21 protein-coding genes and 3 tRNA genes are annotated in these 23,449 nt (G+C 64.1%); 18 read left to right on the forward strand and 6 right to left on the reverse strand.

Features of this window, described 5'->3' with window-relative positions:
- Positions 1–93: 93 nt before the first annotated feature.
- The 3 genes from ACFOOL_RS14045 to parE form a co-directional block, all read right to left on the reverse strand.
- Complete coding sequence (locus tag ACFOOL_RS14045) at positions 94–1,137, reverse strand: GGDEF domain-containing protein (RefSeq protein ID WP_380097843.1); 1,044 nt, start codon at positions 1,135–1,137, stop codon at positions 94–96.
- Positions 1,138–1,297: 160 nt separating this feature from the next.
- On the reverse strand, positions 1,298–2,755 hold the full coding sequence (locus tag ACFOOL_RS14050) for a DEAD/DEAH box helicase (protein WP_380097845.1): 1,458 nt from the start codon (positions 2,753–2,755) through the stop codon (positions 1,298–1,300).
- A 380-nt stretch (positions 2,756–3,135) separates the two neighbouring features.
- Complete coding sequence (gene parE, locus ACFOOL_RS14055) at positions 3,136–5,148, reverse strand: DNA topoisomerase IV subunit B (RefSeq protein WP_380097846.1); 2,013 nt, start codon at positions 5,146–5,148, stop codon at positions 3,136–3,138.
- A gap of 281 nt (positions 5,149–5,429) precedes the next feature.
- On the opposite strand from parE, the gene ACFOOL_RS14060 reads away from it, so the two are divergent.
- A complete protein-coding gene (locus ACFOOL_RS14060) occupies positions 5,430–5,600 on the forward strand; it encodes a hypothetical protein (RefSeq protein WP_380097848.1) in 171 nt (56 codons plus the stop codon).
- Between the two features lie 379 nt (positions 5,601–5,979).
- Here the strand turns inward: ACFOOL_RS14060 and tig are convergent, their stop codons facing one another.
- On the reverse strand, positions 5,980–7,359 hold the full coding sequence (gene tig, locus ACFOOL_RS14065) for a trigger factor (RefSeq protein WP_380097850.1): 1,380 nt from the start codon (positions 7,357–7,359) through the stop codon (positions 5,980–5,982).
- Positions 7,360–7,408: 49 nt separating this feature from the next.
- A tRNA-Leu gene (locus ACFOOL_RS14070) sits at positions 7,409–7,493 on the reverse strand.
- Positions 7,494–7,822: 329 nt separating this feature from the next.
- On the opposite strand from ACFOOL_RS14070, the gene ACFOOL_RS14075 reads away from it, so the two are divergent.
- Together ACFOOL_RS14075 and glnA are read left to right on the forward strand one after the other, a co-directional pair.
- Positions 7,823–8,161: a P-II family nitrogen regulator gene (locus ACFOOL_RS14075; protein WP_380097851.1), complete on the forward strand. Its 339-nt coding sequence runs from the start codon at positions 7,823–7,825 to the stop codon at positions 8,159–8,161.
- Positions 8,162–8,221: 60 nt separating this feature from the next.
- The gene (gene glnA / locus ACFOOL_RS14080) at positions 8,222–9,631 is read left to right on the forward strand and encodes a type I glutamate--ammonia ligase (RefSeq protein ID WP_380097852.1); all 1,410 of its coding nucleotides are present in this window, start codon (positions 8,222–8,224) and stop codon (positions 9,629–9,631) included.
- 36 nt (positions 9,632–9,667) lie between these two features.
- On the opposite strand, the gene ACFOOL_RS14085 is transcribed toward glnA, so the two are convergent.
- Positions 9,668–10,345, reverse strand: coding sequence for a hypothetical protein (locus ACFOOL_RS14085; RefSeq protein WP_380097854.1), 678 nt, complete (start codon positions 10,343–10,345; stop codon positions 9,668–9,670).
- Between the two features lie 128 nt (positions 10,346–10,473).
- Between ACFOOL_RS14085 and ACFOOL_RS14090 the strand changes: the two genes are divergently transcribed.
- From ACFOOL_RS14090 to nuoG, 15 genes are all read left to right on the forward strand, one after another.
- Positions 10,474–12,012: an NAD(P)H-hydrate dehydratase gene (locus ACFOOL_RS14090; protein WP_380097855.1), complete on the forward strand. Its 1,539-nt coding sequence runs from the start codon at positions 10,474–10,476 to the stop codon at positions 12,010–12,012.
- A 187-nt stretch (positions 12,013–12,199) separates the two neighbouring features.
- On the forward strand, positions 12,200–12,472 hold the full coding sequence (locus ACFOOL_RS14095) for an HU family DNA-binding protein (protein WP_380097857.1): 273 nt from the start codon (positions 12,200–12,202) through the stop codon (positions 12,470–12,472).
- A 132-nt stretch (positions 12,473–12,604) separates the two neighbouring features.
- Positions 12,605–12,680: transfer RNA gene (locus ACFOOL_RS14100), tRNA-Val, on the forward strand.
- A gap of 199 nt (positions 12,681–12,879) precedes the next feature.
- A tRNA-Asp gene (locus ACFOOL_RS14105) sits at positions 12,880–12,956 on the forward strand.
- Between the two features lie 168 nt (positions 12,957–13,124).
- On the forward strand, positions 13,125–13,835 hold the full coding sequence (gene msrA, locus ACFOOL_RS14110) for a peptide-methionine (S)-S-oxide reductase MsrA (RefSeq protein WP_380098018.1): 711 nt from the start codon (positions 13,125–13,127) through the stop codon (positions 13,833–13,835).
- Between the two features lie 92 nt (positions 13,836–13,927).
- Positions 13,928–14,473 carry an outer membrane protein gene (locus ACFOOL_RS14115; RefSeq protein WP_380097859.1) on the forward strand — a complete coding sequence of 182 codons (546 nt, stop codon included), beginning with the start codon at positions 13,928–13,930 and terminating at the stop codon, positions 14,471–14,473.
- A gap of 319 nt (positions 14,474–14,792) precedes the next feature.
- Positions 14,793–15,371 carry an outer membrane protein gene (locus ACFOOL_RS14120; RefSeq protein ID WP_380097861.1) on the forward strand — a complete coding sequence of 193 codons (579 nt, stop codon included), beginning with the start codon at positions 14,793–14,795 and terminating at the stop codon, positions 15,369–15,371.
- 387 nt (positions 15,372–15,758) lie between these two features.
- Positions 15,759–16,124: an NADH-quinone oxidoreductase subunit A gene (locus tag ACFOOL_RS14125; RefSeq protein WP_380097862.1), complete on the forward strand. Its 366-nt coding sequence runs from the start codon at positions 15,759–15,761 to the stop codon at positions 16,122–16,124.
- The gene (locus ACFOOL_RS14130; protein ID WP_380097864.1) at positions 16,115–16,696 is read left to right on the forward strand and encodes a NuoB/complex I 20 kDa subunit family protein; all 582 of its coding nucleotides are present in this window, start codon (positions 16,115–16,117) and stop codon (positions 16,694–16,696) included. Before ACFOOL_RS14125 ends, ACFOOL_RS14130 begins: the two co-directional genes overlap by 10 nt.
- 9 nt (positions 16,697–16,705) lie before the next feature.
- Positions 16,706–17,323: an NADH-quinone oxidoreductase subunit C gene (locus ACFOOL_RS14135; RefSeq protein ID WP_380097865.1), complete on the forward strand. Its 618-nt coding sequence runs from the start codon at positions 16,706–16,708 to the stop codon at positions 17,321–17,323.
- Complete coding sequence (locus ACFOOL_RS14140) at positions 17,323–18,513, forward strand: NADH-quinone oxidoreductase subunit D (protein WP_380097867.1); 1,191 nt, start codon at positions 17,323–17,325, stop codon at positions 18,511–18,513. Before ACFOOL_RS14135 ends, ACFOOL_RS14140 begins: the two co-directional genes overlap by 1 nt.
- Positions 18,513–19,820 carry an NADH-quinone oxidoreductase subunit NuoE gene (gene nuoE / locus ACFOOL_RS14145; RefSeq protein WP_380097868.1) on the forward strand — a complete coding sequence of 436 codons (1,308 nt, stop codon included), beginning with the start codon at positions 18,513–18,515 and terminating at the stop codon, positions 19,818–19,820. The genes ACFOOL_RS14140 and nuoE overlap by 1 nt, the downstream gene beginning before the upstream one ends.
- A complete protein-coding gene (locus ACFOOL_RS14150; RefSeq protein WP_380097870.1) occupies positions 19,821–20,024 on the forward strand; it encodes a hypothetical protein in 204 nt (67 codons plus the stop codon).
- Positions 20,025–20,026: 2 nt separating this feature from the next.
- Positions 20,027–21,340 (forward strand): NADH-quinone oxidoreductase subunit NuoF, encoded by a 1,314-nt coding sequence (nuoF, locus tag ACFOOL_RS14155; RefSeq protein WP_380097871.1) that lies wholly within the window; start codon positions 20,027–20,029, stop codon positions 21,338–21,340.
- A 4-nt stretch (positions 21,341–21,344) separates the two neighbouring features.
- The gene (gene nuoG / locus ACFOOL_RS14160) at positions 21,345–23,447 is read left to right on the forward strand and encodes an NADH-quinone oxidoreductase subunit NuoG (protein ID WP_380097873.1); all 2,103 of its coding nucleotides are present in this window, start codon (positions 21,345–21,347) and stop codon (positions 23,445–23,447) included.
- The last annotated feature ends 2 nt before the right edge of the window (positions 23,448–23,449 follow it).

Consider the following 23,449-nt stretch of genomic DNA (forward strand, 5'->3'; position numbering starts at 1 on the left):
CCGAGGGCCTCTGTCCACGCGCAAGAAACTTGACTTTGGCGCTCCCAAGCCCGCCCGGGACAGGCCTGAGGGCGATGGCCTGGGCGTCACCCCTCACACCATCGAGATGTCCTTTGCCGGGACTTCTTCGATCTCCACCAGTTCGGACTCGGCCACCACGCGGTTGCGGCCGGCGTGCTTGGCGGCGTAGAGGCAGCGGTCGGCGCGTTCGATCAGGGTGGCTGCGGCCTCCGCCGGCCGGTATTGCGCCACGCCGAACGAGGCCGAGATCCGGCCCAGCCGCTCATTGGTCGAGCGCTTGAGCAATTCCTTGGCCTGGATGGCCTTGCGCACGTTTTCCGCGACGATGAGCGCGCCGCGCAGATCGGTCGAGGGCAGGATGGCGACGAATTCCTCGCCGCCATAGCGGGCCGCCAGGTCCTTGCCCTTGATGTTGGATTTGAGCGTCATCGCCACGAGGCGCAGCACCTGGTCGCCGGTCTGGTGGCCATAGGTGTCGTTGAAGGATTTGAACAGGTCGATGTCCAGCAGGATCAGGCAGAGGGGTTCGCCCGAGCGTCTGGCATCGTCGATGGCGTCGGCGAGCCCCTCGTCGAAGCTCTTGCGGTTGGCGATCTTGGTCAGCGGATCGAGCATGGATTCGCGCCGCACGTCGTCGAGATCGCGTTGCAGCGCGGCGATGTCCTCGCGCGAGGCTTCCAGCTTGACCTCGAGCTGCCGGTTGGTCTCCTGCATGCGGTGCGTCTCGGCCAGCAGCCGCAGCGACAGCGTCCTCATCGCCTGGGGTTCGAGGTCCTCTTCCAGATCGTCGCTGGCCGCCTGCAGCGCGCCCGAATAGGCGCTGGCCGTCACCATGGCGCCGTCGATCGCCTCGTTGACGGCGCTGATGCGGGCGTGCATCCGCGCCGAAACGCTCGACATGCGCTCATTGAGGTCGGATTTGAGGAATTCGTTGTAGAGCGTTTCCGCCAGATCCGCCGAGGGCGGGATGCCGCTGCGGAAAATGGCGTTGATGCGGTTGTTCAGCGAGGGGTTGATGCCCGTGGCGTAAGTATAGAGCAATTCGTAGAACGGCGGATAGGGCGGAATCTCGCTGCGCTTGAGCATGTCGAATGCTGCATTGGCATAGCCAAGCACACGGGTGAACTCCTGATCCGACACACTGACTACCTCGCGCCCATAGCCTCGACCGTAAGCAATAACTGAGTCGTATCGACTTGATACCGCCCCGTCGAGGGGCGGTACAATCCCAGTTTAGCAGGATTCGGCGCTTGCGCGGATCAATATTGTGCTTGGCTTATTGTAACGTCCGGGCCGGCCTCAAGAGAAACGCCGGAATCAGCTCCGCATCGCCGAAGGGCGAATTGGCGGGCGGGGCCTCGGCGGTCGGCGCGGCCTTGCGGTTTCTGCCGCTGGCGGCCGGCTTCGGCTTCTCGGCAGGGCTGGGCTTCTCGGCGGGAGCCGGAGCCGGGGAAGCGGGGGCAGGGGAAGTTGCCGGCGCCGCTTCTTCGCTCGCGGCGGCCTTGGCGGGTTTCGTCGCCCGTCCCCGGCGCCCGCGGCTAGGCTTTTCCTTGGTCTCGTCCTCGCTTGCAGGGCTTGCGGGGCGGGCAGGGGCCTTCGCCTTGCCGGGCTCTTCCACCCATTCTATGGGCTTCTGGATGAGGCTCAGAATGGCATCGAGATGCTTCTCGTCGCCCGGGCAGACCAGCGTATAGGCGACGCCGGAGCGGCCGGCGCGGCCGGTGCGCCCGATGCGGTGCACATAGTCTTCGGCATGCACCGGCACGTCGAAATTGAACACATGGCTCACCGCCGGGATGTCGAGGCCGCGCGCGGCCACGTCGCTGGCCACCAGCAGCGTCAACTGGTTGTGCTTGAAGGCGTCCAGCGTCTCCATGCGGCTCTTCTGGTCCATGTCGCCATGGAGGGCGCCGGCGGAATAGCCGTGGCGTTGCAGCGAGCGGGCCAGCGTGGCGACGTCGCGCTTGCGGTTGCAGAAGATGATGGCATTGGTCAGCCCTTCGGCCGCGTCGATGCGGGCGCGCAGCGCCTTGCGCTTCTCATCGGGCTTGGACGAGGCCCTCACCAACTTCTGGTCGATGGTCTCGGCGGTCGATGCGGCGCGCGAGGCGTGCACATGCACCGGGTCCTTGAGGAATTTCTTGGTCAGCCGCTCGATCTGCGCGTCCATGGTCGCCGAGAACAGCATGGTCTGGCGGCGCGGCGGCAGGCGCGAGCAGATTTTCTCGATATCGTCGATGAACCCCATGTCCAGCATGCGGTCGGCTTCGTCGATGACGAGGATTTCGACGCCCGTGAGCAATATCTTGCCGCGGTCGAACTGGTCGAGCAGCCGGCCGGGCGTGGCGATCAGCACGTCGACGCCGCGATCCAGCTTCTTGTTCTGGTCCTCGAACGACACCCCGCCGATGATCAGCGCCATCGAAAGCCGGTGGTTCTTGCCGTATTTCTCGAAATTGTCGGCCACTTGCGCCGCTAGTTCGCGCGTCGGCTCCAGGATGAGCGTGCGCGGCATGCGGGCGCGGGCGCGGCCGGCTTCCAGCAGCGTCAGCATGGGCAGGACGAACGAGGCCGTCTTGCCGGTGCCAGTCTGGGCGATGCCGATCAGATCCTTCTTCTGCAGAAGGTGGGGGATGGCCTGGGCCTGGATTTCGGTGGGCTTGGTATAGCCGGCCTCGGCCACCGCGTCGGTGACCTTGCTGGAAAGTCCCAGTCCGGAAAAGTCGTCGGTCAAGTCGGTCGTTCCACTCAACGGTGATGCCCGATGCCAAGCCGGTCCGAATAAGTCGGGCCGGTGCGCCGGTCTTGGATTTTATGCAAGTTCCGCTCTTCGGGCGGGCGATCCCTGCATGGCTGCGGACGGAGGAAACGCTGTACTAGAATATCCGCGTCGGACACCGGAACGCACGCCTTGCCGACCTGTGCCAATGCCCATGGACTACCCGCGGGCGCAGCGGCAAGTAACTGTCGGCTGCAATCAGGAATAGCCCAGCGGCGCGGACCATAACGCAAACCCCTCGACTGTCAACGGTCTTGCGCTGATCATGTGTCGATGAGGTTAAGAGCGGCATGTCCTGCGGCCCGACTGGCCGGGGCGCGGATTGCCGCCGGGGGTCACACGTCCAGATCGGTCACGAAAGCGGCATTTTCCTGGATGAAGTCGAACCGCGCTTCCGGCCTGTTGCCCATCAGCCGGTCCACCGTGGTCTTGGTGGCGTCGCGGTCGTCCAGCACCTTGACCTGCAGCAGGGTCCGGGTCTTGGGCGACATGGTGGTTTCCCGCAGATGCGCGAAGGGCATTTCCCCCAGGCCCTTGAAGCGGGTGATGTCCACCTTGCCCTTGCCGGTGAACTCGGACGCCATCAATTCGTCCTTGTGCGCGTCGTCGCGGGCATAGAGCGTCTTGCCGCCCTGGCTGATGCGGTAGAGTGGGGGCAAAGCGAGATAGAGATGCCCGTTCTCGATCAGGCGCGGCATCTCCTGGAAGAAGAAGGTGATGAGCAGCGAGGCGATATGCGCCCCGTCGACATCCGCGTCGGTCATGATGATGATCTTGTCGTAGCGCAGGTCTTCTTCCGAATAGCGCTCGCGCGTGCCGCAGCCCAGCGCCTGGATCAGGTCGGCGATGAGCTGGTTGGCGGCCAGCTTGTCGCGGCTGGCTCCGGCGACGTTGAGGATCTTGCCCCGCAGCGGCAGCACCGCCTGGTTGATGCGGTTGCGCGCCTGCTTGGCCGAGCCGCCCGCCGAATCGCCCTCGACGATGAACAGCTCCGCCCCCTGCGCCGCGTTCTGCGTGCAGTCGGCCAGCTTGCCCGGCAGGCGCAGCTTGCGCGTGGCGCTGGCGCGGTCGATTTCCTTTTCCTTGCGGCGGCGCAGCCGTTCCTCGGCGCGTTCCACCGCCCAGTCGAGCAATTTGCCGGCCTGGTGCGGCGAGGCCGCCAGCCAGTGGTCGAAGGCGTCGCGCAGCGCATTGTCGACGATGCGGGTGGCTTCGCCCGAGGCCAGCTTGTCCTTGGTCTGGCCCACGAATTCCGGCTCGCGCACGAAGACCGAGAGCATGGCCGAGCACGAGGTCAGCACGTCCTCCGCCGTCAGGTTGGCCGCGCCCTTGTTCTTGGTCAGCTCGGCATAGTTCTTCAGCCCGCGCAGCAGGGCCATGCGCAGACCCGCCTCGTGGGTGCCGCCATCGGGCGTCGGCACGGTGTTGCAATAGGATTGCACCCCGCCATCGCCCAGCGTCCAGGCGATGGCCCATTCCACCGAGCCGTGGCTGCCCGGCCGTCCGCTCCGGCCGGCGAAGATCTCGTCGGCGATGCGCGTCTCGCCCGCGATCCGCGCCGTCATGAAATCCTTGAGCCCGTCGGGATAGTGGAACACCGCCTTGGCCGGCACGTCCTCGCCGGCCAGGCTCTCGTCGCAGCTCCAGCGCAATTCGACCCCGCCGAACAGATAGGCCTTGGCCCGGGTCATGCGGAACAGGCGGCCGGGCGAGAAATGCGCGTTGGGCCCGAAAATTTCCGGATCGGGATGGAAGCGCGTCATCGTCCCGCGCCGGTTCTGCACCCGGCCGACATTGACCACGTCCTCCACCACTTTCCCGCGGCTGAAGGTGATGCGGTAGAGCTGCTGCTCGCGCGCCACTTCCACCACCATCTCGTCCGAGAGCGCGTTGACCACCGAGACGCCCACGCCGTGCAGCCCGCCGGAGGTCTCATAGGCCTTGGAGTCGAACTTGCCGCCGGCATGCAGCACAGTATGCACGATCTCCAGCGTCGAGCGGTTGGGGAATTTGGGGTGTTTCTCGACCGGGATGCCGCGGCCGTTATCGGTGATGGTCAGATAGCCGTCGGCGCCCAGATGCACCTCGATGCGCGTGGCGTGGCCGGCAATGGCCTCGTCCATGGAATTGTCGATTACCTCGGCGAACAGGTGGTGATAGGCGTTGGTATCGGTTCCCCCGATATACATGCCCGGCCGGCGCCGGACCGGCTCGAGCCCTTCCAACACCTCGATCTCGGCGGCGCCATAGGCGGCGGCCACGGGCACGCCCGCCTCGGCGGCGTTCCGCTCGGCCGGCTTCTTGGGCTCCCGGCTGGGAGCGGCGCTTCCGAAGAGATCCTGGGACATGCACTCTACCACTGTTCACAACCCGAATCGGGTCGATGATTTTCTAGCATATCCCAGCGCTTCCTGGGGTATCGGGCTGCCGCAACGTTTCCCACAAGGCTGGCGATCCCGGGGCCGTCAAGATGAACGGGTCGGGAACCTGATCCGGGACGGCTCCAATTCGATACAGTTTGCGTCCCAGGATAAGCCGCCGGATTTACCCCTCGTTTGCTTCTTGAAAGCACTTTCTTAAGCGCGCGCTGCTAAACAATGGACATACGGTTTTTGTCTGGAGTTGCCGTATGCAGGCCGACCCGCCCAGTATTGCGTATCGAGGGGAAACGGTTGGCCTGGCGCGTTTCGGACATTGGCCGGAAGCCGGGTTTTGGAGTATTGCGTACCGGCTGGCCAATTTCCGCGTCCCGCGCCTTTGCGCCCTGATCGGCGCCAGCCTGCTGTTCTATTTCGCCTGACCCCCGCCGCTGCCCTTGAGTCGGGCTCGAAGACGGCGCCGGGGCAGGGCGGCCACGCTCTCCGGGCTTCCCTCTTTTCCACTTGCTCCCTGCCTTCACCCGCGCCAGCCATCTGCCCCGATACACCCCCCATCGTCACCACCGGGCTTGTCCCGGTGGTCCATGCGATGCCTCGGGAAAGGTGGATTGCCGGGACGAGCCCGGCAATGACGAAGGGGATAGGGCGGGAAAAGAGGCGGAAACCTGGAAGAACCATCTCCTCCCACACTCGCGTACTCCCCAACCCCTCCCCCGTGTCCGGCCCGCGCCGCCGCAAAAACGACACGGGCCGCCCGGATCGCCCGGACGGCCCGCAATTCATGACCGGTTCGCGGCGAACCTAGTGGTGATGCTCCTCGGGGACTTCGTCCTCGTCGGCCTGGATCAGCTTGGCCAGTTCCTCGCGGGTCATCTTCTTTTCGGCGATCTCGCCCAATTCGATGATGTGGTCGACCACCTTGTTCTCGAAGATCGGGGCGCGCAGGCTGGCCAGGGCCTGCGGGTTCTTCCGGTAGTAGTCGTAAACCTGCTGCTCCTGACCGGGGAAGCGGCGCACTTCGGCGATCAGCGCCTGCTGGTGCTCCTCGTCGGTCACCTGCACCTCGTTCTGGTTGCCGATCTCGGCGACCACGAGGCCCAGGCGCACGCGGCGCTCGGCGATGCGCTTGTACTGGGCCTTGGCGTCTTCCTCGGTCGTGCCTTCGTCCTCGAAGGAACGGCCATGGTGCTCGATCTCGTGCACGACGCGCTGCCAGATGGTGTTGAACTCGGCATCGACAAGCTGCGCCGGCACGTCGAACTTGTGACCGTCGTCCAGGGCGTCGAGCACCTGGCGCTTCATGTGCTGGCGGCCCATCGAGGCGAGGGCGGATTCCATCTGCTCGCGCACCGTGCTGCGCAGCGCGGCGACGTCCTCGAGGCCCAGCCGCTTGGCGAATTCGTCGTCCAGCTCGCCGTCATTGGGTCCGTCGACATGCAGGATGGACACGTCGAAAGTGGCCTTCTTGCCGGCCAGTTCGGCATTCTGGTAGTCCTCGGGGAAGGTGACCTCGATCTCGCGGGTCTCGCCCTTCTTCATGCCCACCAGCTGCTCTTCGAAGCCGGGGATGAATTCGCCCGAGCCGACGGTCAGATGCGCGTGGTCGGCGGCGCCGCCCTCGAATTCCTTGCCGTCGATCTTGCCCACGAAGCTGAGGCCCAGCCGGTCGCCGTCCTCGACGACGCCCTCGTCGCCCTTGTCGGTATAGCCCCGGTTCTGGGCGAAGACGCGCTTGACCTCGGTTTCGACTTCCTCGTCGGAAACCTCGATCACCGGCTTGTCGAGCTTGACGCCCTTGATGTCCATGAGGGTGACGGGGGGAAGGATTTCGTATTCCACCTCGAACGCCAGGTCCGCCTTGCCGTCCAGCACGTCGTTGATGACGGCCTGGTCTTCCGGCAGGTCGACCTTGGGCTGGGCGGCGGCGCGTTCCTCGCGCTCGTCCAGCGTGTCCGAGACGGTGGCGTTGATGGCCTCGGTCATCACTTCCGACATGGCGGAGCGGCCATAGACCTTCTTCAGGTGCGAGACGGGCACCTTGCCGGGACGGAAGCCCTTGATATTGGCCTGGCCCTTGAGCTCTTCCAGCTTGGCATCGAGGCGCGAATTGAGGTCCGCCGCCGGGATGGTGACGCTGAGCTTGCGCTTCAGGCCTTCGTTGAGGGTCTCGGTAACCTGCATGGGGGTCTATTCCCGTACTTGAATTGATCTCGTTAGGCCGGGGCCGCGATGGTGCGGGTGAGAGGACTTGAACCTCCACGCCTTGCGGCGCTGGAACCTAAATCCAGTGCGTCTACCAGTTCCGCCACACCCGCAAGGGTCCCCGTTGGCCGGGTTGGCGTTGCATCTATATGAAGAGTGAAAGCCAGTCAAAGCCTCATTGCCCGGCGGAGCGGGCCCATCCGGCGCTTATCCCGCCCTTCGCCCGCGGGCGCGGCGCGCGGGGCTTGCACACAAGGCATGCATATTGCACAGTTTTTAAGCACGGCTGGTGGTGCCATCGTGGTTGTCGGCCGGTGCAGGGTTCCCTAACGCTTTTGGATTCAACGGGTTTTCGGCTTCTGGCATGAGGTGGCACGAGCCGTGCATACGCTTTGGCACACGCTAGGCGATTACTGCCGAAAACGGTCAGCGGAGGCATGAGTTGAAAAAGATCGAGGCTATCGTAAAGCCGTTCAAGCTCGATGAGGTCAAGGAAGCGCTCCAGGAGGTGGGCCTGCAAGGCATCACCGTCACCGAGGCCAAGGGCTTCGGGCGCCAGAAGGGCCATACCGAGCTCTACCGCGGCGCCGAATATGTGGTCGATTTCCTGCCCAAGGTGAAGGTCGAGGTAGTTTGCCCCGACGATCTGGCGGACAAGGCCATCGAGGCGATCCGCGCCGCCGCCCAGACCGGGCGCATCGGGGACGGCAAGATTTTCGTCTATTCCATCGAGCAGGCCATCCGCATCCGCACCGGCGAATCCGGCGACGACGCGCTCTGAGGCGGCCTGCCGCCACCTGCCGTTCATGAACAAGCATTCCGACAACCAGGGGAATATTGAATGACCACCGGAAGCGACATCATCCAGAAAATCAGGGACGAGAACATCCGCTATCTCGACCTGCGCTTCACCGATCTGCGAGGCAAGCTGCAGCACGTCACCATGGACGTGTCGGTGGTGGACGAGGACCTGTTCGAGGAAGGCGTCATGTTCGACGGTTCCTCCATCGCCGGCTGGAAGACCATCAACGAAAGCGACATGGTGCTGATGCCCGATCCGGAATCGGCCTATGTCGATCCCTTCTTCGCGGCCGCGACCCTGGCGATGAATTGCGACATTCTCGAGCCCGCCACCTACCAGCCCTATAACCGCGATCCGCGCTCCATCGCGCGCAAGGCCGAGGCGCTGGTCAAGTCGAGCGGCATCGGCGATCTGGTGGTGTTCGGGCCCGAGCCGGAATTCTTCATCTTCGATGACGTGAAATATTCCAACAGCACCTACAAGGTGGGCTTTTCCGTCGATGCCGGCGAATTGCCGATCAACAGCGACGCCGACTACGAGGGCGGCAATAGCGGCCACCATATCGGCCTCAAGAAAGGCTATTTCCCCGTGCCCCCGCTCGACAGCGGCCAGGATATGCGCGGCGAGATGCTCGAGGCCATGGGCTCGATGGGCGTCATCATCGAAAAGCATCACCATGAAGTGGCCTCGGCCCAGCACGAGCTCGGCATCCGCTTCAAGCCGATGATCAAGTCGGCCGACGACGTGCTCATCTACAAATATGTCGTCCAGCAGGTGGCCAATGCCTATGGCAAGACGGCGACCTTCATGCCCAAGCCGGTCTATGGCGACAATGGCTCGGGCATGCACTGCCACCAGTCGATCTGGAAGGACGGCAAGCCGCTGTTCGCCGGTGACCAGTATGCCGGCCTCTCCATGGAATGCCTCTATTATATCGGCGGCGTCATCCGGCATGCCAAGGCCATCAACGCCTTCACCAATCCGGCCACCAATTCCTACAAACGGCTGGTGCCGGGCTTCGAGGCGCCGGTGCTGCTGGCCTATTCGGCCCGCAACCGCTCCGCCTCGTGCCGGATTCCCTTCGGCCAGTCGCCCAAGTCGAAGCGCGTCGAGGTGCGGTTCCCCGATCCGCTGGCCAATCCCTATCTCGCCTTCACCGCGCTGCTCATGGCGGGTCTGGACGGCATCAAGAACAAGATCCATCCCGGCGATCCGATGGACAAGGATCTTTACGAATTGCCGCGCGAGGAGCTCAAGCAGATCCCGACCGTGTCGGCCTCGCTGCGCGAAGCGCTGGAAAGCCTTTCCGCCGATCGCGATTTCCTCAAGGTCGGCGGCGTCATGGATGACGATTTCATCGACAGCTATATCGACCTCAAGATGCAGGAGGTGATCAAGTTCGAGCACACTCCGCATCCGGTGGAATATGAGATGTATTATTCCGCCTGACCGTAAACGGGGAGGGGGCGGGCGCCGCCCCTTCTCTCAATGCATGTGCGGCATCGCCTCGTCCGGGCCGGGGGCGCCGGCATGGTGGATGGCCGCGTGCCAGTCGGTCGCGGCTTCAAGCAGGCCTTCCACCAGATCGGGGTCCTGCCGCTCGAAAAACCGCACGGCAAAGCCGATATCGAATACCCGCACCACTTCGCCGGTGACCTGGCCTACGGTGACCACCTCGCCCACCACCGGCTGGAAGGCGCCCGACACCGCCACCCCTTCCGCCGAATAATCGATGATCAGGCAGGGCTGGTGCCAGTTGTCCGGCCGGCCGATCACCGTGCGCGGATTGCTCGGCAGGGACCGTTCCACCTTGCGCCGGTCCGCCGCGGCGGTCCACAGGCGCTCGCTGAAACTGGTGATGGCATCGTTGAGCCGGTCGCGCCGCGCGGCGGTCTGGTCGATGTCGATCTCGAACCCGTCCTGATATTGCCGCCGAACCCGTCCGCCCAGCTCGCCGAATCTGCTAAAGTTGAACGAAACCGCCTCGCCGAACTCGGGAATCACCGGCGCGGTCACCCGCAGATTGTCGCTGCCGATGGTGCGCAGCCGGCAGGCGAAAAGATTTATCCCCGCCAGGGCGGGCTGCGGGCCGATCACATAGCGGCCGGCGACGGTCGTGATGCCGTGGAGTGCGATGGTGGGGCGGTCGAGGACTTCGGACAATTCCGGTCTCCTTCCTGTGGGAGCCCATCATGGTGGAATCGCGTCAATGCAGCGTTATCGCCTGCGATGGAAATGTCCCGGAAATGTTAACGATGTGCTGACATTCGCGCCCTGAAGGATAAAACGAGATGACCGGCGCCGATCCCGAGCATTTGCTGACCCCAGGCGAAATGGCGGAGGCCGACCGGCGGGCCGTCGCCGCCGGCATTCCCTCCCTGCATCTGATGGAAAACGCGGGCCGGGCCGTCGCCGACGCCATCCTGGCCCGCTACCGGCCCGCCCCGGTGCTGGTCCTGTGCGGGCCGGGCAATAATGGCGGCGATGGCTTCGTTGTCGCCCGCCTGCTGGCTGAGCAGGGGTGGCCGGTCACCCTGCGCCTTGCCGGCGATCGGGGGCAGTTGAAGGGCGATGCCGCCGCCATGGCCGCCCGCTGGTCCGGCTCCGCCGAACCATGGCGGCCGGGCGATCTGGAGGCGGCGGAGCTGGTGGTCGACGCTCTCCTGGGCGCCGGTCTCGATCGGGACGTCACCGGGCCCCTGGCCGAATTGATCAACGCAGTCAATGCCTTCGGTCTGCCGGTCGTCAGTGTCGACGTGCCCAGCGGCGTCGATGGGGCGACCGGGGAGGTGCGCAATTATGCCATCCGCGCCCGCCTGACCGTGACCTTTTTCCGGCGCAAGCCGGGCCATTTGTTGCTGCCGGGCCGGCTGCTCTGCGGCGAGACGGTGCTTGCCGATATCGGCATCCCTGCCGCCGTGCTCGATGCCATCGATTGCCGCGCCTGGCGGAACGGGCCGGTTCTCTGGAGCCTGCCGGCGATGGAGCCCGGCGGCCATAAATTCGACCGCGGCCACGTCGTCGTGGTCTCGGGAGACCGGCTGCAGACCGGGGCCGCGCGGCTCTCGGCACAAGGGGCCTTCCGCAGCGGCGCGGGTCTGGTGACGCTGGTGGGCAGCGAAGAATCGCTTCTCGTGCACGCCGCCCATGTCACCTCCATCATGCTGAAACCGGCGGAAACCCTGGAGAATCTGGCCGAAATCCTTGAGGATTCCCGCATCAATGCCGTGGTCATCGGGCCGGCTGCCGGCATCGGCGCTCACACCGCGGGGCGGGTGCGCGCCATTCTCGCTTCCGGCGCCGCCACCGTGCTGGACGCCGATGCCCTCACCAGTTTTTCCGCCAGGCCGGACGAGCTGTTCGCGGCCATCGAGGGGCGAACCGCCCCCACCGTGCTGACCCCGCATGAGGGCGAGTTCGCCCGCCTGTTCCCCGATCTCGGCGGCAGTAAGCCCGAGCGGGCCCGGCAGGCCGCCGCACGCTCGGGGGCGGTGCTCGTGCTCAAGGGCAGCGACACGGTGATCGCGGCTCCGGACGGGCGCATCGCGATCAACGACAACGCCCCGGCCTGGCTCGGAACCGCCGGGGCGGGGGACGTCCTGGCGGGAATCGTCGCGGGTCTCATGGCCCGGGGGATGGACGGCTTCGAGGCCGCCGCGGCCGGCGTCTGGCTGCATGCGGAGGCGGCGGGTGATTTCGGTGGCCCGGGAATGATGAGCGAGGATATCGCCGGGCGCCTGCCTGCCGTGCTGGCGCGCCTGGCGGCCGATCCGGCGCCGGGCTCTTCCGGCGGCCATCGGAGCGCGCCCGGCCGGGAAACAGGGACATGATCCCCGTAAAACCGGGCTTTGGCGACAAACTGGGCTTGCGAGGGTGATTTTTCCGGTCCATTAACAGATTCGCACCGTCGAACCGCCGAAGACCCCCGGATTTCCTTGCTTCTTACGCAGAATCGCCAAAGGTTGTCGGCGTTTTGGTTCGCCAGGGAACGGCGGGCATTCACTGTGAGGAAACGCTATGAACAAAAACGATCTGGTTGGCGTCGTTGCCGACAAGGCTACGATCACCAAGGCACAGGCCGCCGAAGCGGTTGACGCAGTGTTCGAAGCCATTACCGAGGCTCTCAAGGGCGGCGACGAGGTTCGTCTGGTCGGCTTCGGCACCTTCGCCGTATCGCAGCGCAAGGCTTCGACCGGCCGTAACCCTGCAACCGGCGCGGAGATTCAGATTCCGGCGTCGAACCAGGCCAAGTTCAAGCCCGGCAAGGGTCTCAAGGACGCGATCAACTAAGATCCGGTCCTTTTTGCGCGGCAATCGGCCCCGTATATGATTCGGCGGGGCCGTTTCCGTGCGCGCAAATCCAGTTGACGGGCAAGGACAGGCACCCTAAGCAGGGCGCCGGCCCCGTCTCCCCGGCGGCATGGGCGATTAGCTCAGTTGGTAGAGCGCCTCGTTTACACCGAGGATGTCGGCGGTTCGAGTCCGTCATCGCCCACCAGTCCTCTTTCCGCCGGTCCAGGAGACCTGGCACCTCAACCATCGCTTTAATTCTAGCTTCTTCATCTTTGAAGAGGCGGAGTTATCCACAAATCTGCTGATGTGACGAAATTATTCGGGCGAAGCGGGCAGGGTGCTTGACTTCCCCCATGGTGCCCAGTACATGGACGCCACGTTGCACGAACGTCCAGTTCGCCGCTGCGGGAGTAGCTCAGTTGGTTAGAGCGCCGGCCTGTCACGCCGGAGGTCGCGGGTTCGAGCCCCGTCTCTCGCGCCATTTCTTCTTTCGTCACCCCTGAAGATTTTGGCCGGACCGCCATATCGGGCGCAGGATCGCTTCATATCGCCGTGAGGGCGATGATCTCGCGACGCTTCGGGTCCATATTGGCCGATATCCGGCCAGCAATCGGTGCGAGGTGACGTCGTGCCCACGCCCATCCCGAAAATATCCGCAGCCCCGCGCCGCCGCGCCCTTCTATTGGGGCTGAGTGCGATTGTTCTGCTTCCCGCCTCCCTGCGCCTGACCCGCGCGCAAGAAGCGCCGGTGGTGATACCGCCGCCCTTGAAGGATCTTGTTCAATCCGGCGAAACGGCCGTCGTCACCCTGGCGGGCGGTTGTTTCTGGGGCGTGCAAGGGGTGTTCCAGCGGGTGCGAGGCGTGAAAAGCGCCGTTTCAGGCTATTCGGGCGGCGTCGCGGAAACTGCCAGCTACGACATGACCACGAGGGGCGATACCGGCCATGCCGAGACGGTGGAAATTACCTATGATCCTGCGATCGTCAGCTATGGGCAGTTGCTGCACATCTATTTTTCCGTGGCGCATAATCCGACCCAGCTGAATTTCCAGGGTCCGGACCGGGGCACGCAATATCGTTCGGCGATTTTCGTGCACAGCCGGGAGGAAAGGGAGGTCGCGCGGGCCTATATCGACCAACTCGACGCCACGGGCCTGTTCGGCGCGCCGATCGTTACGACGCTGGAGCCGTTCGAGGCTTTCTATCCCGCGGAACAGTACCATCAGGATTTTCTGACGTTGAACCCGGACTGGCCCTATATCGTGGTGAACGATTTGCCCAAGATCGCGGCCCTGGAGAGGCTTTTTCCCGAACGCTTCAGCGCCGATCCGGTTCTGGTGGGAACGCTCGTTCCTTCCTGAGCCCGGCGAGGCGGCGTTGGAAGTGATAGGAACCAGCCTCGCTACAGGACGTTTTCCGGGAGACCGACCATCCTGCCATAAGGAAGACAGCGATGCGGATCTTGAAGATCTTTTCCATTGCCGGACTGGCGCTTGCGGCATCGAGCGGAGCGTCAATGGCCGCCGACCTCATCACCGTGCCCGTCTCCACCCAGGCCGAGATGCCCCTCCATGACGAATCGGGTTTCGACTGGAGCGGCTTTTATGCCGGCGTCTATGGCGTGGCCCAGAATGGCCCGGTCAGCGGAACCCAATATGGAATCGGCATCAATGCCGGCGTGAACGCCCAGTTCGATTTTTATCTGCTGGGTGCGGAAGTGGCGGTGAAAGGCCTTGCCGGCGAGGTCGGGGACACGGCCTATGGCCAGATTCTCGGCCGCGCCGGCCTCGTCGTGAACGACAACGTGCTGCTCTATACCGCCGGCGGCTTCGGTATCGATCTGGGCGCGCCGTCCGAAGAGGATGCGCTGCTGGGCGGCGGCGTCGAATTGTCGGTCACCGATTCCGTCTCGGTGCGGGCCCAATATCTGCATGGCTTCCCGATCGAGGGCGGCAATCCCAAGGACCAGTTCACCATCGGCGCCAATTTCCATTTCTGAGTCGACGCTTGGGTGATTCCCGTTCCTGCGCATCAGCGTCTCGGGGCGGTTGGCATTTGCGGCGAAATCGTGTCAATATCGCTTGTCCGCCATGTTTGGGGGAGCATGGATTTCATCGTGAAATCGACATTTGAGGGGCGCGAAAGGCGGCTTTTGTATCAAATTGGACCAATTCCGCGGTATCTGTGCAACACCGACCCCGAAATGGTCATCAAATCTTATCCCCACCGCCAAAATTGGCTGGCGGCACCCTTGCCAGCCATGCGCCCGTGAGGCATTTATCGACCGACTACGGTTAACTCTACTGGGAGTGCAAGACATGTTTGTACGTTCTTTGTCGCTTGGCGTTGCTGCCGCGGCTCTTATGGTTGGTGGCGCTCAGGCTGCCGACCTCATCATCCCGACCACCCCGCAGCCGATCTATGAGCCGGCCGGTTTTGACTGGGAAGGCCTCTATGCCGGTGTTCGTCTCGGCGGTCAGTGGACTGGCGATTCTGCCTATGGCAATGCCAACCTCAGCACCGGTAGCGGTGTTCTCGGCGCCGCCGTCGGCGTGAACTTCATCCCCGTCGATCCCCTGCTGCTCGGCGTCGAAGTGACCGGCGACTGGCTGTGGAACGGCGACTACTCCTCGGGTGAGTTCTTCGCCAACCTGCGCGCCGGTGCTGTCGTGACCGACAACGCCCTCGTCTACGCGCTGGCCGGTGTCGGCTTCCAGAGCCGTGACGGCTTCTCGACCGAAGGCGTCTATCAGCTGGGTGGTGGTGTTGAATTCGCCGTCACCGACGCGATCACCGTCCGTGGTGAAGTCGTCGGCCAGGGTGACTTCCAGAACGAGGCCGGCGACCGCTTCTTCGAAGCTGCCAAGGCCACCGTCGGCGTCTTCTACCACTTCTAAGATTGAATCGGGGCGGGGCGCCAACGCCCCGTCGCCATCACTCTTGCAACCCAATTCGGCGGACCGATTCCATCGGTTCGCCGTTTTGGTTTTTCCGGCCGCTCTTCCATGGATTCCGCTCTCGCCGGACGGGGCAGGGCACTCTTTCCCCGGAAGGGCGTTTTGCCGCAATAATCATATCCCAGCCGGTTTTGCGAAGGCATGGAGAGGCCGCAGCCGGCGTTTCCGTATATGATTATTTTGGTCATATTTTCTTTCCCTTGAAACCCCTTGGGGGAAGGTCTAAGCCCTTCCGCATAACCCCGTGTGCCGGTGAAGTGCCCCAATTGCACCGATACCCGCATGCATCGCGGCCATCTCCGGCCGGCTTGAACATTAGGTTGCCGCATGACTGACTTGCTCAGCGATTACCTGCCCATTGTCATCTTTATCGGCCTCGCCGCGCTGATCGGCGCCGCGCTTCTGGTAGCGCCGTTCCTGGTGTCCCTGAAGCGCCCCGATCCCGAGAAGGTCTCCGCCTTCGAGGCGGGCTTCGAGGCGTTCAGCGACGCGCGCATGAAGGTGGACGTCCGCTTCTACCTGGTGGCGATTCTCTTCATCATCTTCGATCTGGAAATCGCCTTTCTCTTTCCCTGGGCGGTTGCGTTCCGGGATGTCGGCTGGTTCGGCTTCTGGTCGATGATGATCTTCTTGGGCGTGCTGACCATCGGCTTTATCTACGAATGGCGTAAGGGAGCTCTGGAATGGGATTGACCCCGTCCAGTTCGACACTGGTTACCCCGCGTCCCACCGGCGCTGTCGATCCGGAAACCGGCAAGCCGGTCGGTGCGGACGATCCGTTCTTCGCCGGCGTCAACGACGAGCTGGCCGACAAGGGCTTTCTCGTCACCACCGTGTCGCAGCTCATCACCTGGGCCCGCACCGGCTCGCTGATGTGGATGCAGACGGGCCTGGCCTGTTGCGCGGTGGAAATGATGCAGATGTCGATGCCCCGCTACGACATCGAGCGATTCGGCACTGCGCCGCGTGCTTCGCCGCGCCAGTCGGACGTGCTGATCGTCGCCGGCACGCTCACCAACAAGATGGCTCCGGCTTTGCGCAAGGTCTATGACCAGATGCCCGAGCCCCGCTATGTCATCTCCATGGGCAGTTGTGCCAATGGCGGCGGCTATTACCACTATTCCTATTCGGTGGTGCGCGGCTGCGACCGGGTGCTGCCGGTGGACATCTATGTTCCCGGCTGTCCGCCGACCGCCGAAGCGCTTCTCTACGGCATCTTGCTGTTGCAGAAGAAAATCCGCCGGGACGGCACGATCGAACGATAGGGCAGGGACATGGACGAAACCGTTGCAGTCAACCCGCTCACGGCGCTTGGCGAGCATGTCGCCGCCTCGCTCGGCGAGGCCGTTCTGGGCTTTGAGGTCGCCTTCGGCGATCTTTCCGTCACCGTGGCCCGCGATTCGATCGTCGAGGTGGTCACTTTCCTGCGCGACGACCCGAAATGCCGGTTCATCAGCTTCGTGGACGTGTGCGGCGCCGATTATCCGGCGCGCGAATACCGTTTCGACGTGGTCTATCATCTGCTCAGCCCGCATCTGAACCAGCGCATCCGCATCAAGCTCGAGGCGGACGAGGCCACGCTCGTGCCGTCCATCTGCGATGTCTTTCCGGGTGCGAACTGGTTCGAGCGCGAAGTCTACGATCTTTATGGTGTGCTGTTCTCGGGTCATCCCGACCTGCGGCGCATCCTCACCGATTACGGTTTCGACGGCCATCCGCTGCGCAAGGACTTCCCGCTGACCGGCTTTGTCGAGGTACGCTACGACGAGGAGCGCAAGCGGGTGGTCTACGAACCGGTCAAGCTGGCGCAGGAATTCCGCTCGTTCGATTACCTGTCGCCCTGGGAAGGCACCGATTACGTGCTGCCCGGCGACGAGAAGGCTAACAACTGATGTCCGAAGTCGACGTTCGCAATTTCACCATCAATTTTGGGCCGGTGCACCCCTCGGCGCACGGTGTGCTGCGCATGATTCTCGAGCTCGACGGCGAATTGGTCGAACGCGTCGACCCGCATGTCGGCCTTCTGCACCGCGGCACCGAGAAGCTGATCGAATACAAGACCTATTTGCAGGCCGTGCCGTATTTCGACCGCCTCGACTATGTGGCGCCGATGAACCAGGAGCACGCCTTCGCGCTGGCGGTCGAACGCATGCTGGGACTGGAAGTGCCCCGCCGCGGCCAGTTGATCCGCGTCCTTTATGCCGAAATCGGGCGCTTGCTCGCCCATCTGATGAACGTCACCACGCAGGCCATGGATATCGGCGCGCTGACCCCGCCGCTCTGGGGATTCGAGCAGCGCGAAAAGCTGATGATCTTTTATGAGCGCGCTTCGGGCGCGCGTATGCATGCCGCCTATTTCCGGCCCGGCGGCGTCCATCAGGACCTGCCACAGGACCTGATCGACGACATCGCCGTCTTCTGCGCGGAATTCCCCAAGGCGATCGAGGATATCGATATCCTGCTCACCGAGAACCGCATGTTCAAGCAGCGCAATGCCGAGATCGGCGTCGTGCCGCTCGAGGATGCCTGGGGCATGGGTTTTTCGGGCGTCATGGTGCGCGCTTCCGGCGCCGCTTGGGATTTGCGCAAGAGCCAGCCCTACGACGCCTACGCCGAAATGGATTTCGACATTCCCGTCGGCACTCATGGCGACTGCTATGACCGCTACCTCGTGCGCATGGAGGAAATGCGTCAGGCCAACCGGATCATGCAGCAATGCATCGAGAAGCTGAATGCGCCGGACGGAAAGGGCCCCGTGGCCTCCACCGACGGCAAGGTGGTGCCGCCCCGCCGCGGCGAGATGAAGCGGTCCATGGAAGCGCTCATCCACCACTTCAAGCTCTACACCGAAGGCTACAAGGTGCCTGCCGGCGAGATTTACGCCGCCGTCGAAGCTCCCAAGGGTGAATTCGGCGTCTATCTGGTGTCTGATGGCACCAACAAGCCCTATCGCTGCCATATCCGCGCGCCGGGCTTCGCCCATCTGAGCGCCATGGATTATTTGTGCCGCGGCCACATGCTGGCCGACGTCACGGCGATCCTGGGATCGATTGATATCGTGTTCGGAGAGGTTGATCGCTGATGGCTACGCGACGCCTTGCAGATGAGTCGGTGCAGCCGGCAAGTTTCGCCTTTACCCCGGAAAACCTGGCCTGGGCGGAAAAGCGCATCGCGCTTTATCCGGTCGGCCGCCAGCAATCCGCGGTGATCCCGCTGCTGATGCGGGCACAGGACCAGGATGGCTGGGTCAGCCGCGCGACGATCGAGACGGTCGCCGACATGCTCGACATGGCCTATATCCGCGTACTGGAAGTGGCGACCTTCTACACCCAGTTCCAGCTTCAGCCCGTGGGCCGGCATGCACATGTGCAGGTTTGCGGCACCACGCCCTGCATGCTGCGCGGCGCCGAGGACCTGATCGAGGTCTGCAAGCGCAAGATCCACCCCGAGCCGCATCAGCTCAACGAGGACGGCACCCTGTCCTGGGAAGAGGTGGAATGCGCCGGAGCCTGCGTGAACGCACCCATCGTCGCGATCTACCATGACAATTACGAGGATCTGACCCCCGAGCGCCTCGAAGAGATCATCGATGCGTTCCATGCGGGCAAGGGCGATACCATAAAGCCCGGCCCTCAGATCGACCGGCAGTTTTCCGGCGCGGCGGGCGGCGAGAGCTCGCTGCTCGAAACGCCCACCGCCGAGCGCAAAAAATTTGTGCCGCCGCCGGTGGCCGAGGAGCCTTCGCCCGCCGTTACCCCTGCGCCCGCGCCCACCACTGCGGCCAAGCCCAGGGACGTGGTCGAGGAAAACGCTCCGGCGATCAAGGGTACGCCCAGGGCGGCCAAGGTGAGCCAGGCCAAGGCCGAGAGCGAGCGCAAGGCCGCCGATGACGCCGCCGGCGCGGATGGCGAGCCGAACACCGCCATGCGCGAGGATGCGGTGGGCGCCGAAGCCAAGGGCGGCAAGGTCGATGGCGGCAAGGCTGTCGGCAAGGCCAGCACCAACGCGCCCGCCGAGGGCGGCGCCTCCACCGCGGTGAAGAAGTCGAGGCCGGTGGTGAAGGCCGAAAAAGCCAATCCGAGCGAGGTGACGCCGAACGCCGAAAAGGGCGGCCAGTTGCGCCCGCTCTTCGAGCGGCCCGAAGGTACCGCCGACGATCTCAAGCTGATCTCCGGTATCGGCCCCGTGATCGAGAGGAAGCTCAACGAGCTCGGTATCACCAGGTTCGACCAGATCGCCGGGTTCAAGAAGGCCGACATCGCCCGCGTCGACGATGCGCTGGATTTCCGGGGACGGATCGAGCGGGACGACTGGGTCAGGCAGGCCAAGGCGCTCGCCAAGGGCGGGGCCGAGGAATACCGCAAGGTCTTTGGGAAGGACCCGCGTTAAATGGCTGGACGCAAGATCGATTTCGCAGCACTCACGATCGGGGACTACGCCGTTGGCGTCGTGTTCGCCCTCGTCGCCACGGCTGTCGTTTCCGGTCTGGAGCTGGCTGCGAATATGGCGCTGCCGGGCCTTGTGGCCTCGGCGGCAGGTGCGGCGATCGGAATTGCCGCCTGGTTCACTTATCTGTTGAAGCGGAAAAGCTGATCATGCTCGCCGACAAGGATCGCATTTTCACCAATCTCTACGGGCGCCACGACTGGACGCTCAAGGGCGCGCGCGAACGCGGCGCCTGGGTTGGCACCAAGGAATTCATCGACTCCGGACGCGATTGGATCGTCAGCGAGGTCAAGGCATCGGGGCTGCGCGGCCGGGGCGGCGCCGGCTTCCCCACCGCGCTTAAATGGACCTTCATGCCCAAGGAGGGCGCCGGCGACGGCCGCCCCAGCCAGCTTCTGGTCAATGCCGACGAATCCGAGCCCGGCACTTGCAAGGACCGGGAAATTCTGCGCCACGATCCGCATCATCTGGTGGAGGGCTGCCTGCTGGCCGGTCGCGCTATGGGAGCGCACATCGCCTATGTTTATATCCGCGGCGAATTCGTCCGCGAGCGCCAGCGTTTCGAGGAGGCTGTGCAGCAGGCTTACGACGCCAGGCTGATTGGCAAGAACAACGTTCATGGCTGGGATTTCGATATCGTCGTGCATCACGGCGCCGGTGCCTATATCTGCGGCGAGGAAACCGCCCTGATGGAATCGCTGGAAGGCAAGAAGGGCCAGCCCCGCCTCAAGCCGCCATTCCCCGCGGCCATGGGCGTTTATGGCAACCCCACCACCGTCAACAATGTCGAATCCATCGCCGTGGTGCCTGAAATCCTGCGCCGCTCCGGGGCTTGGTTCGCCTCGATCGGCCGCCCCAACAATACCGGCACCAAGCTGTTCATGGTGTCGGGCCACGTCAATAAGCCCGCCACCTTCGAAGAAGCCATGGGCGAGAGCTTCAAGGACATCATCGAGAAGCATTGCGGCGGCATTCGCGGCGGCTGGGACAACCTGCTCGGCGTGATCCCGGGCGGCGCCTCCTGCCCGGTGGTGCGCGGCGAGGACATGATGGACGCCGTCATGGATTTCGATGGACTGCGGGAAAAGAAGTCGTCCTTCGGCACCGGTGGCATGATCGTCATGGACAAGTCCACCGACATCATCAAGGCGATCTGGCGCATCTCGGCTTTCTTCAAGCATGAGAGCTGCGGTCAGTGCACGCCGTGCCGCGAAGGCACGGGCTGGATGATGCGCGTGCTGGCCCGCATGGTGGAGGGCCGCGCCCAGAAGCGCGAGATCGACATGCTGTTCGAGGTGACCAAGCAGATCGAGGGGCACACCATCTGCGCCCTGGGCGACGCGGCCGCCTGGCCGGTGCAGGGCCTGATCCGCAATTTCCGCGACGTCATCGAAGCGCGGATCGAGCAATATACCTATTCGTCCACCAGCGACGGCGCCGTGCCGTCGATCGCTGCGGAGTAAGCCGATGGCTCAGATCAAGGTTGACGGTCAGCTCGTCGAAGTCCCCGATCATTACACCCTGCTGCAGGCGGCCGAGGCTGCCGGCGCTGAAATTCCGCGCTTCTGCTACCACGAGCGGCTGTCGGTGGCCGGCAATTGCCGCATGTGCCTGGTCGAGGTGAAGGGCGGCCCGCCCAAGCCGCAGGCGTCCTGCGCCATGGGGGTCAGGGATTTGCGGCCCGGCCCCAATGGCGAGCCGCCCGAGATGTACACCAATACGCCCATGGTCAAGAAGGCCCGCGAAGGCGTGATGGAATTCCTGCTGATCAACCATCCGCTCGATTGCCCCATCTGCGACCAGGGCGGCGAGTGCGACCTGCAGGACCAGGCCATGGCCTATGGGGTTTCCGGCTCGCGCTTCTACGAGAACAAGCGCGCCGTCGAAGACAAATATATGGGCCCGTTGATCAAGACGGTGATGACCCGCTGCATCCAGTGCACGCGCTGCGTGCGCTTCACCACCGAGGTGGCCGGAATTGCCGAGCTCGGCGCCACCGGACGCGGCGAGGACATGGAGATCACCACCTATCTGGAAAAGACGCTCTCCAGCGAATTGCAGGGCAATGTCATCGACCTGTGCCCGGTCGGCGCGCTGACCTCCAAGCCCTATGCCTTCCAGGCCCGCCCCTGGGAGCTGAACAAGACCGAATCCATCGACGTGATGGACGCTCTCGGCTCGGCCATCCGTGTCGACAGCCGTGGCCGCGAGGTCATGCGCGTGCTGCCGCGGGTCAACGAGGCCATCAACGAGGAGTGGATTTCGGACAAGACCCGCTTCATCTGGGACGGGCTGCGGAGCCAGCGCCTGGATCGGCCCTATGTCCGCAAGGGCGGCAAGCTCCAGCCCGCGAGTTGGGACGAGGCCCTGGCTGCCGTGGCCGCAAAGGTCAAGAAGGCCGGCAACAAGGTCGGCGCTATTGCCGGGGACCTGGCCGCGGTCGAGGAGATGTATGCGCTCAAGGCGCTGCTTGCCTCCATCGGCTCGGGCATGACCGATGTGCGCCCGCCCATGTCGGGGATCGATCCCTCGATGCCGCGCGCCGCCTATCTGTTCAATCCCACCATCGCCGGTATCGAGCAGGCCGACGCCATCGTCATCATCGGCGCCAATCCGCGCCGCGAGGCCGCGGTGCTCAATGCCCGCATCCGCAAGACCTGGCGCGCTGGCAACCTGCCCGTGGCGGTGATCGGCGAACAGGTCGATCTCACCTATGACTACGAATATCTGGGCGCCGGTTTCGAGACGCTGGCCGACCTGGCCAATGGCAAGGGCGCCTTTGCCGAAACGCTGAAAAATGCCCAGCGCCCGCTGATCATCGTAGGGGAGGGCGCCGTATCGCACGCTTCCCTGGGCAAGCAGGCCGGCCGCGACACTATCGCGCTCGCCGCGAAACTCGCCAGCGGCCCCAACGTCATCGAAGGCTGGAACGGCTTTGCCCTGCTGCACAATGCCGCGAGCCGTGTCGGGGGCCTCGATATCGGCTTCGTGCCGCATGACGGCGGCGTCTGCTCCGCCGACCAGATCGCGCTGGCCGGCAAGGGCGAACTGGATGTGCTGTTCCTGCTCGGTGCCGACGAATACGACATGTCCGCCATGGGCAAGGCATTCGTCGTCTATATCGGCTCGCATGGCGACAGCGGCGCGCATCGTGCCGACGTCATCCTGCCCGGCGCGGCCTATACGGAAAAGTCCGGCACCTATGTCAACACCGAGGGCCGGGTGCAGGTCACGACTCGCGCCGTCTTCCCGCCCGGCGACGCCCGGGAAGACTGGGCCGTCATCCGCGCCCTGTCCGGCGCCATGGGCAAGCCTTTGCCGTTCAACTCGCTGGGCGAGTTGCGCCAGGCTCTTTATGGCGAGTTTCCGCATCTGGCGCGTATCGACGAGATCGAGCCGGGCCGGATCGCCGATATCGCAGGCCTCGCTACGGCGGCGATCAAGACCAAATCGGCTCCGTTCACCTCGTTCGTCGCCGATTTCCATCTCAGCAATCCGATTGCACGCGCTTCGGCGACCATGGCCGAATGTGCCGCCCTGGCCGCCGGCCAGCGACAGGCCGCGGAGTAGGG

It is taken from the genome of Devosia honganensis (assembly GCF_042648785.1).
GTDB classification, from domain to species: domain Bacteria; phylum Pseudomonadota; class Alphaproteobacteria; order Rhizobiales; family Devosiaceae; genus Devosia; species Devosia honganensis.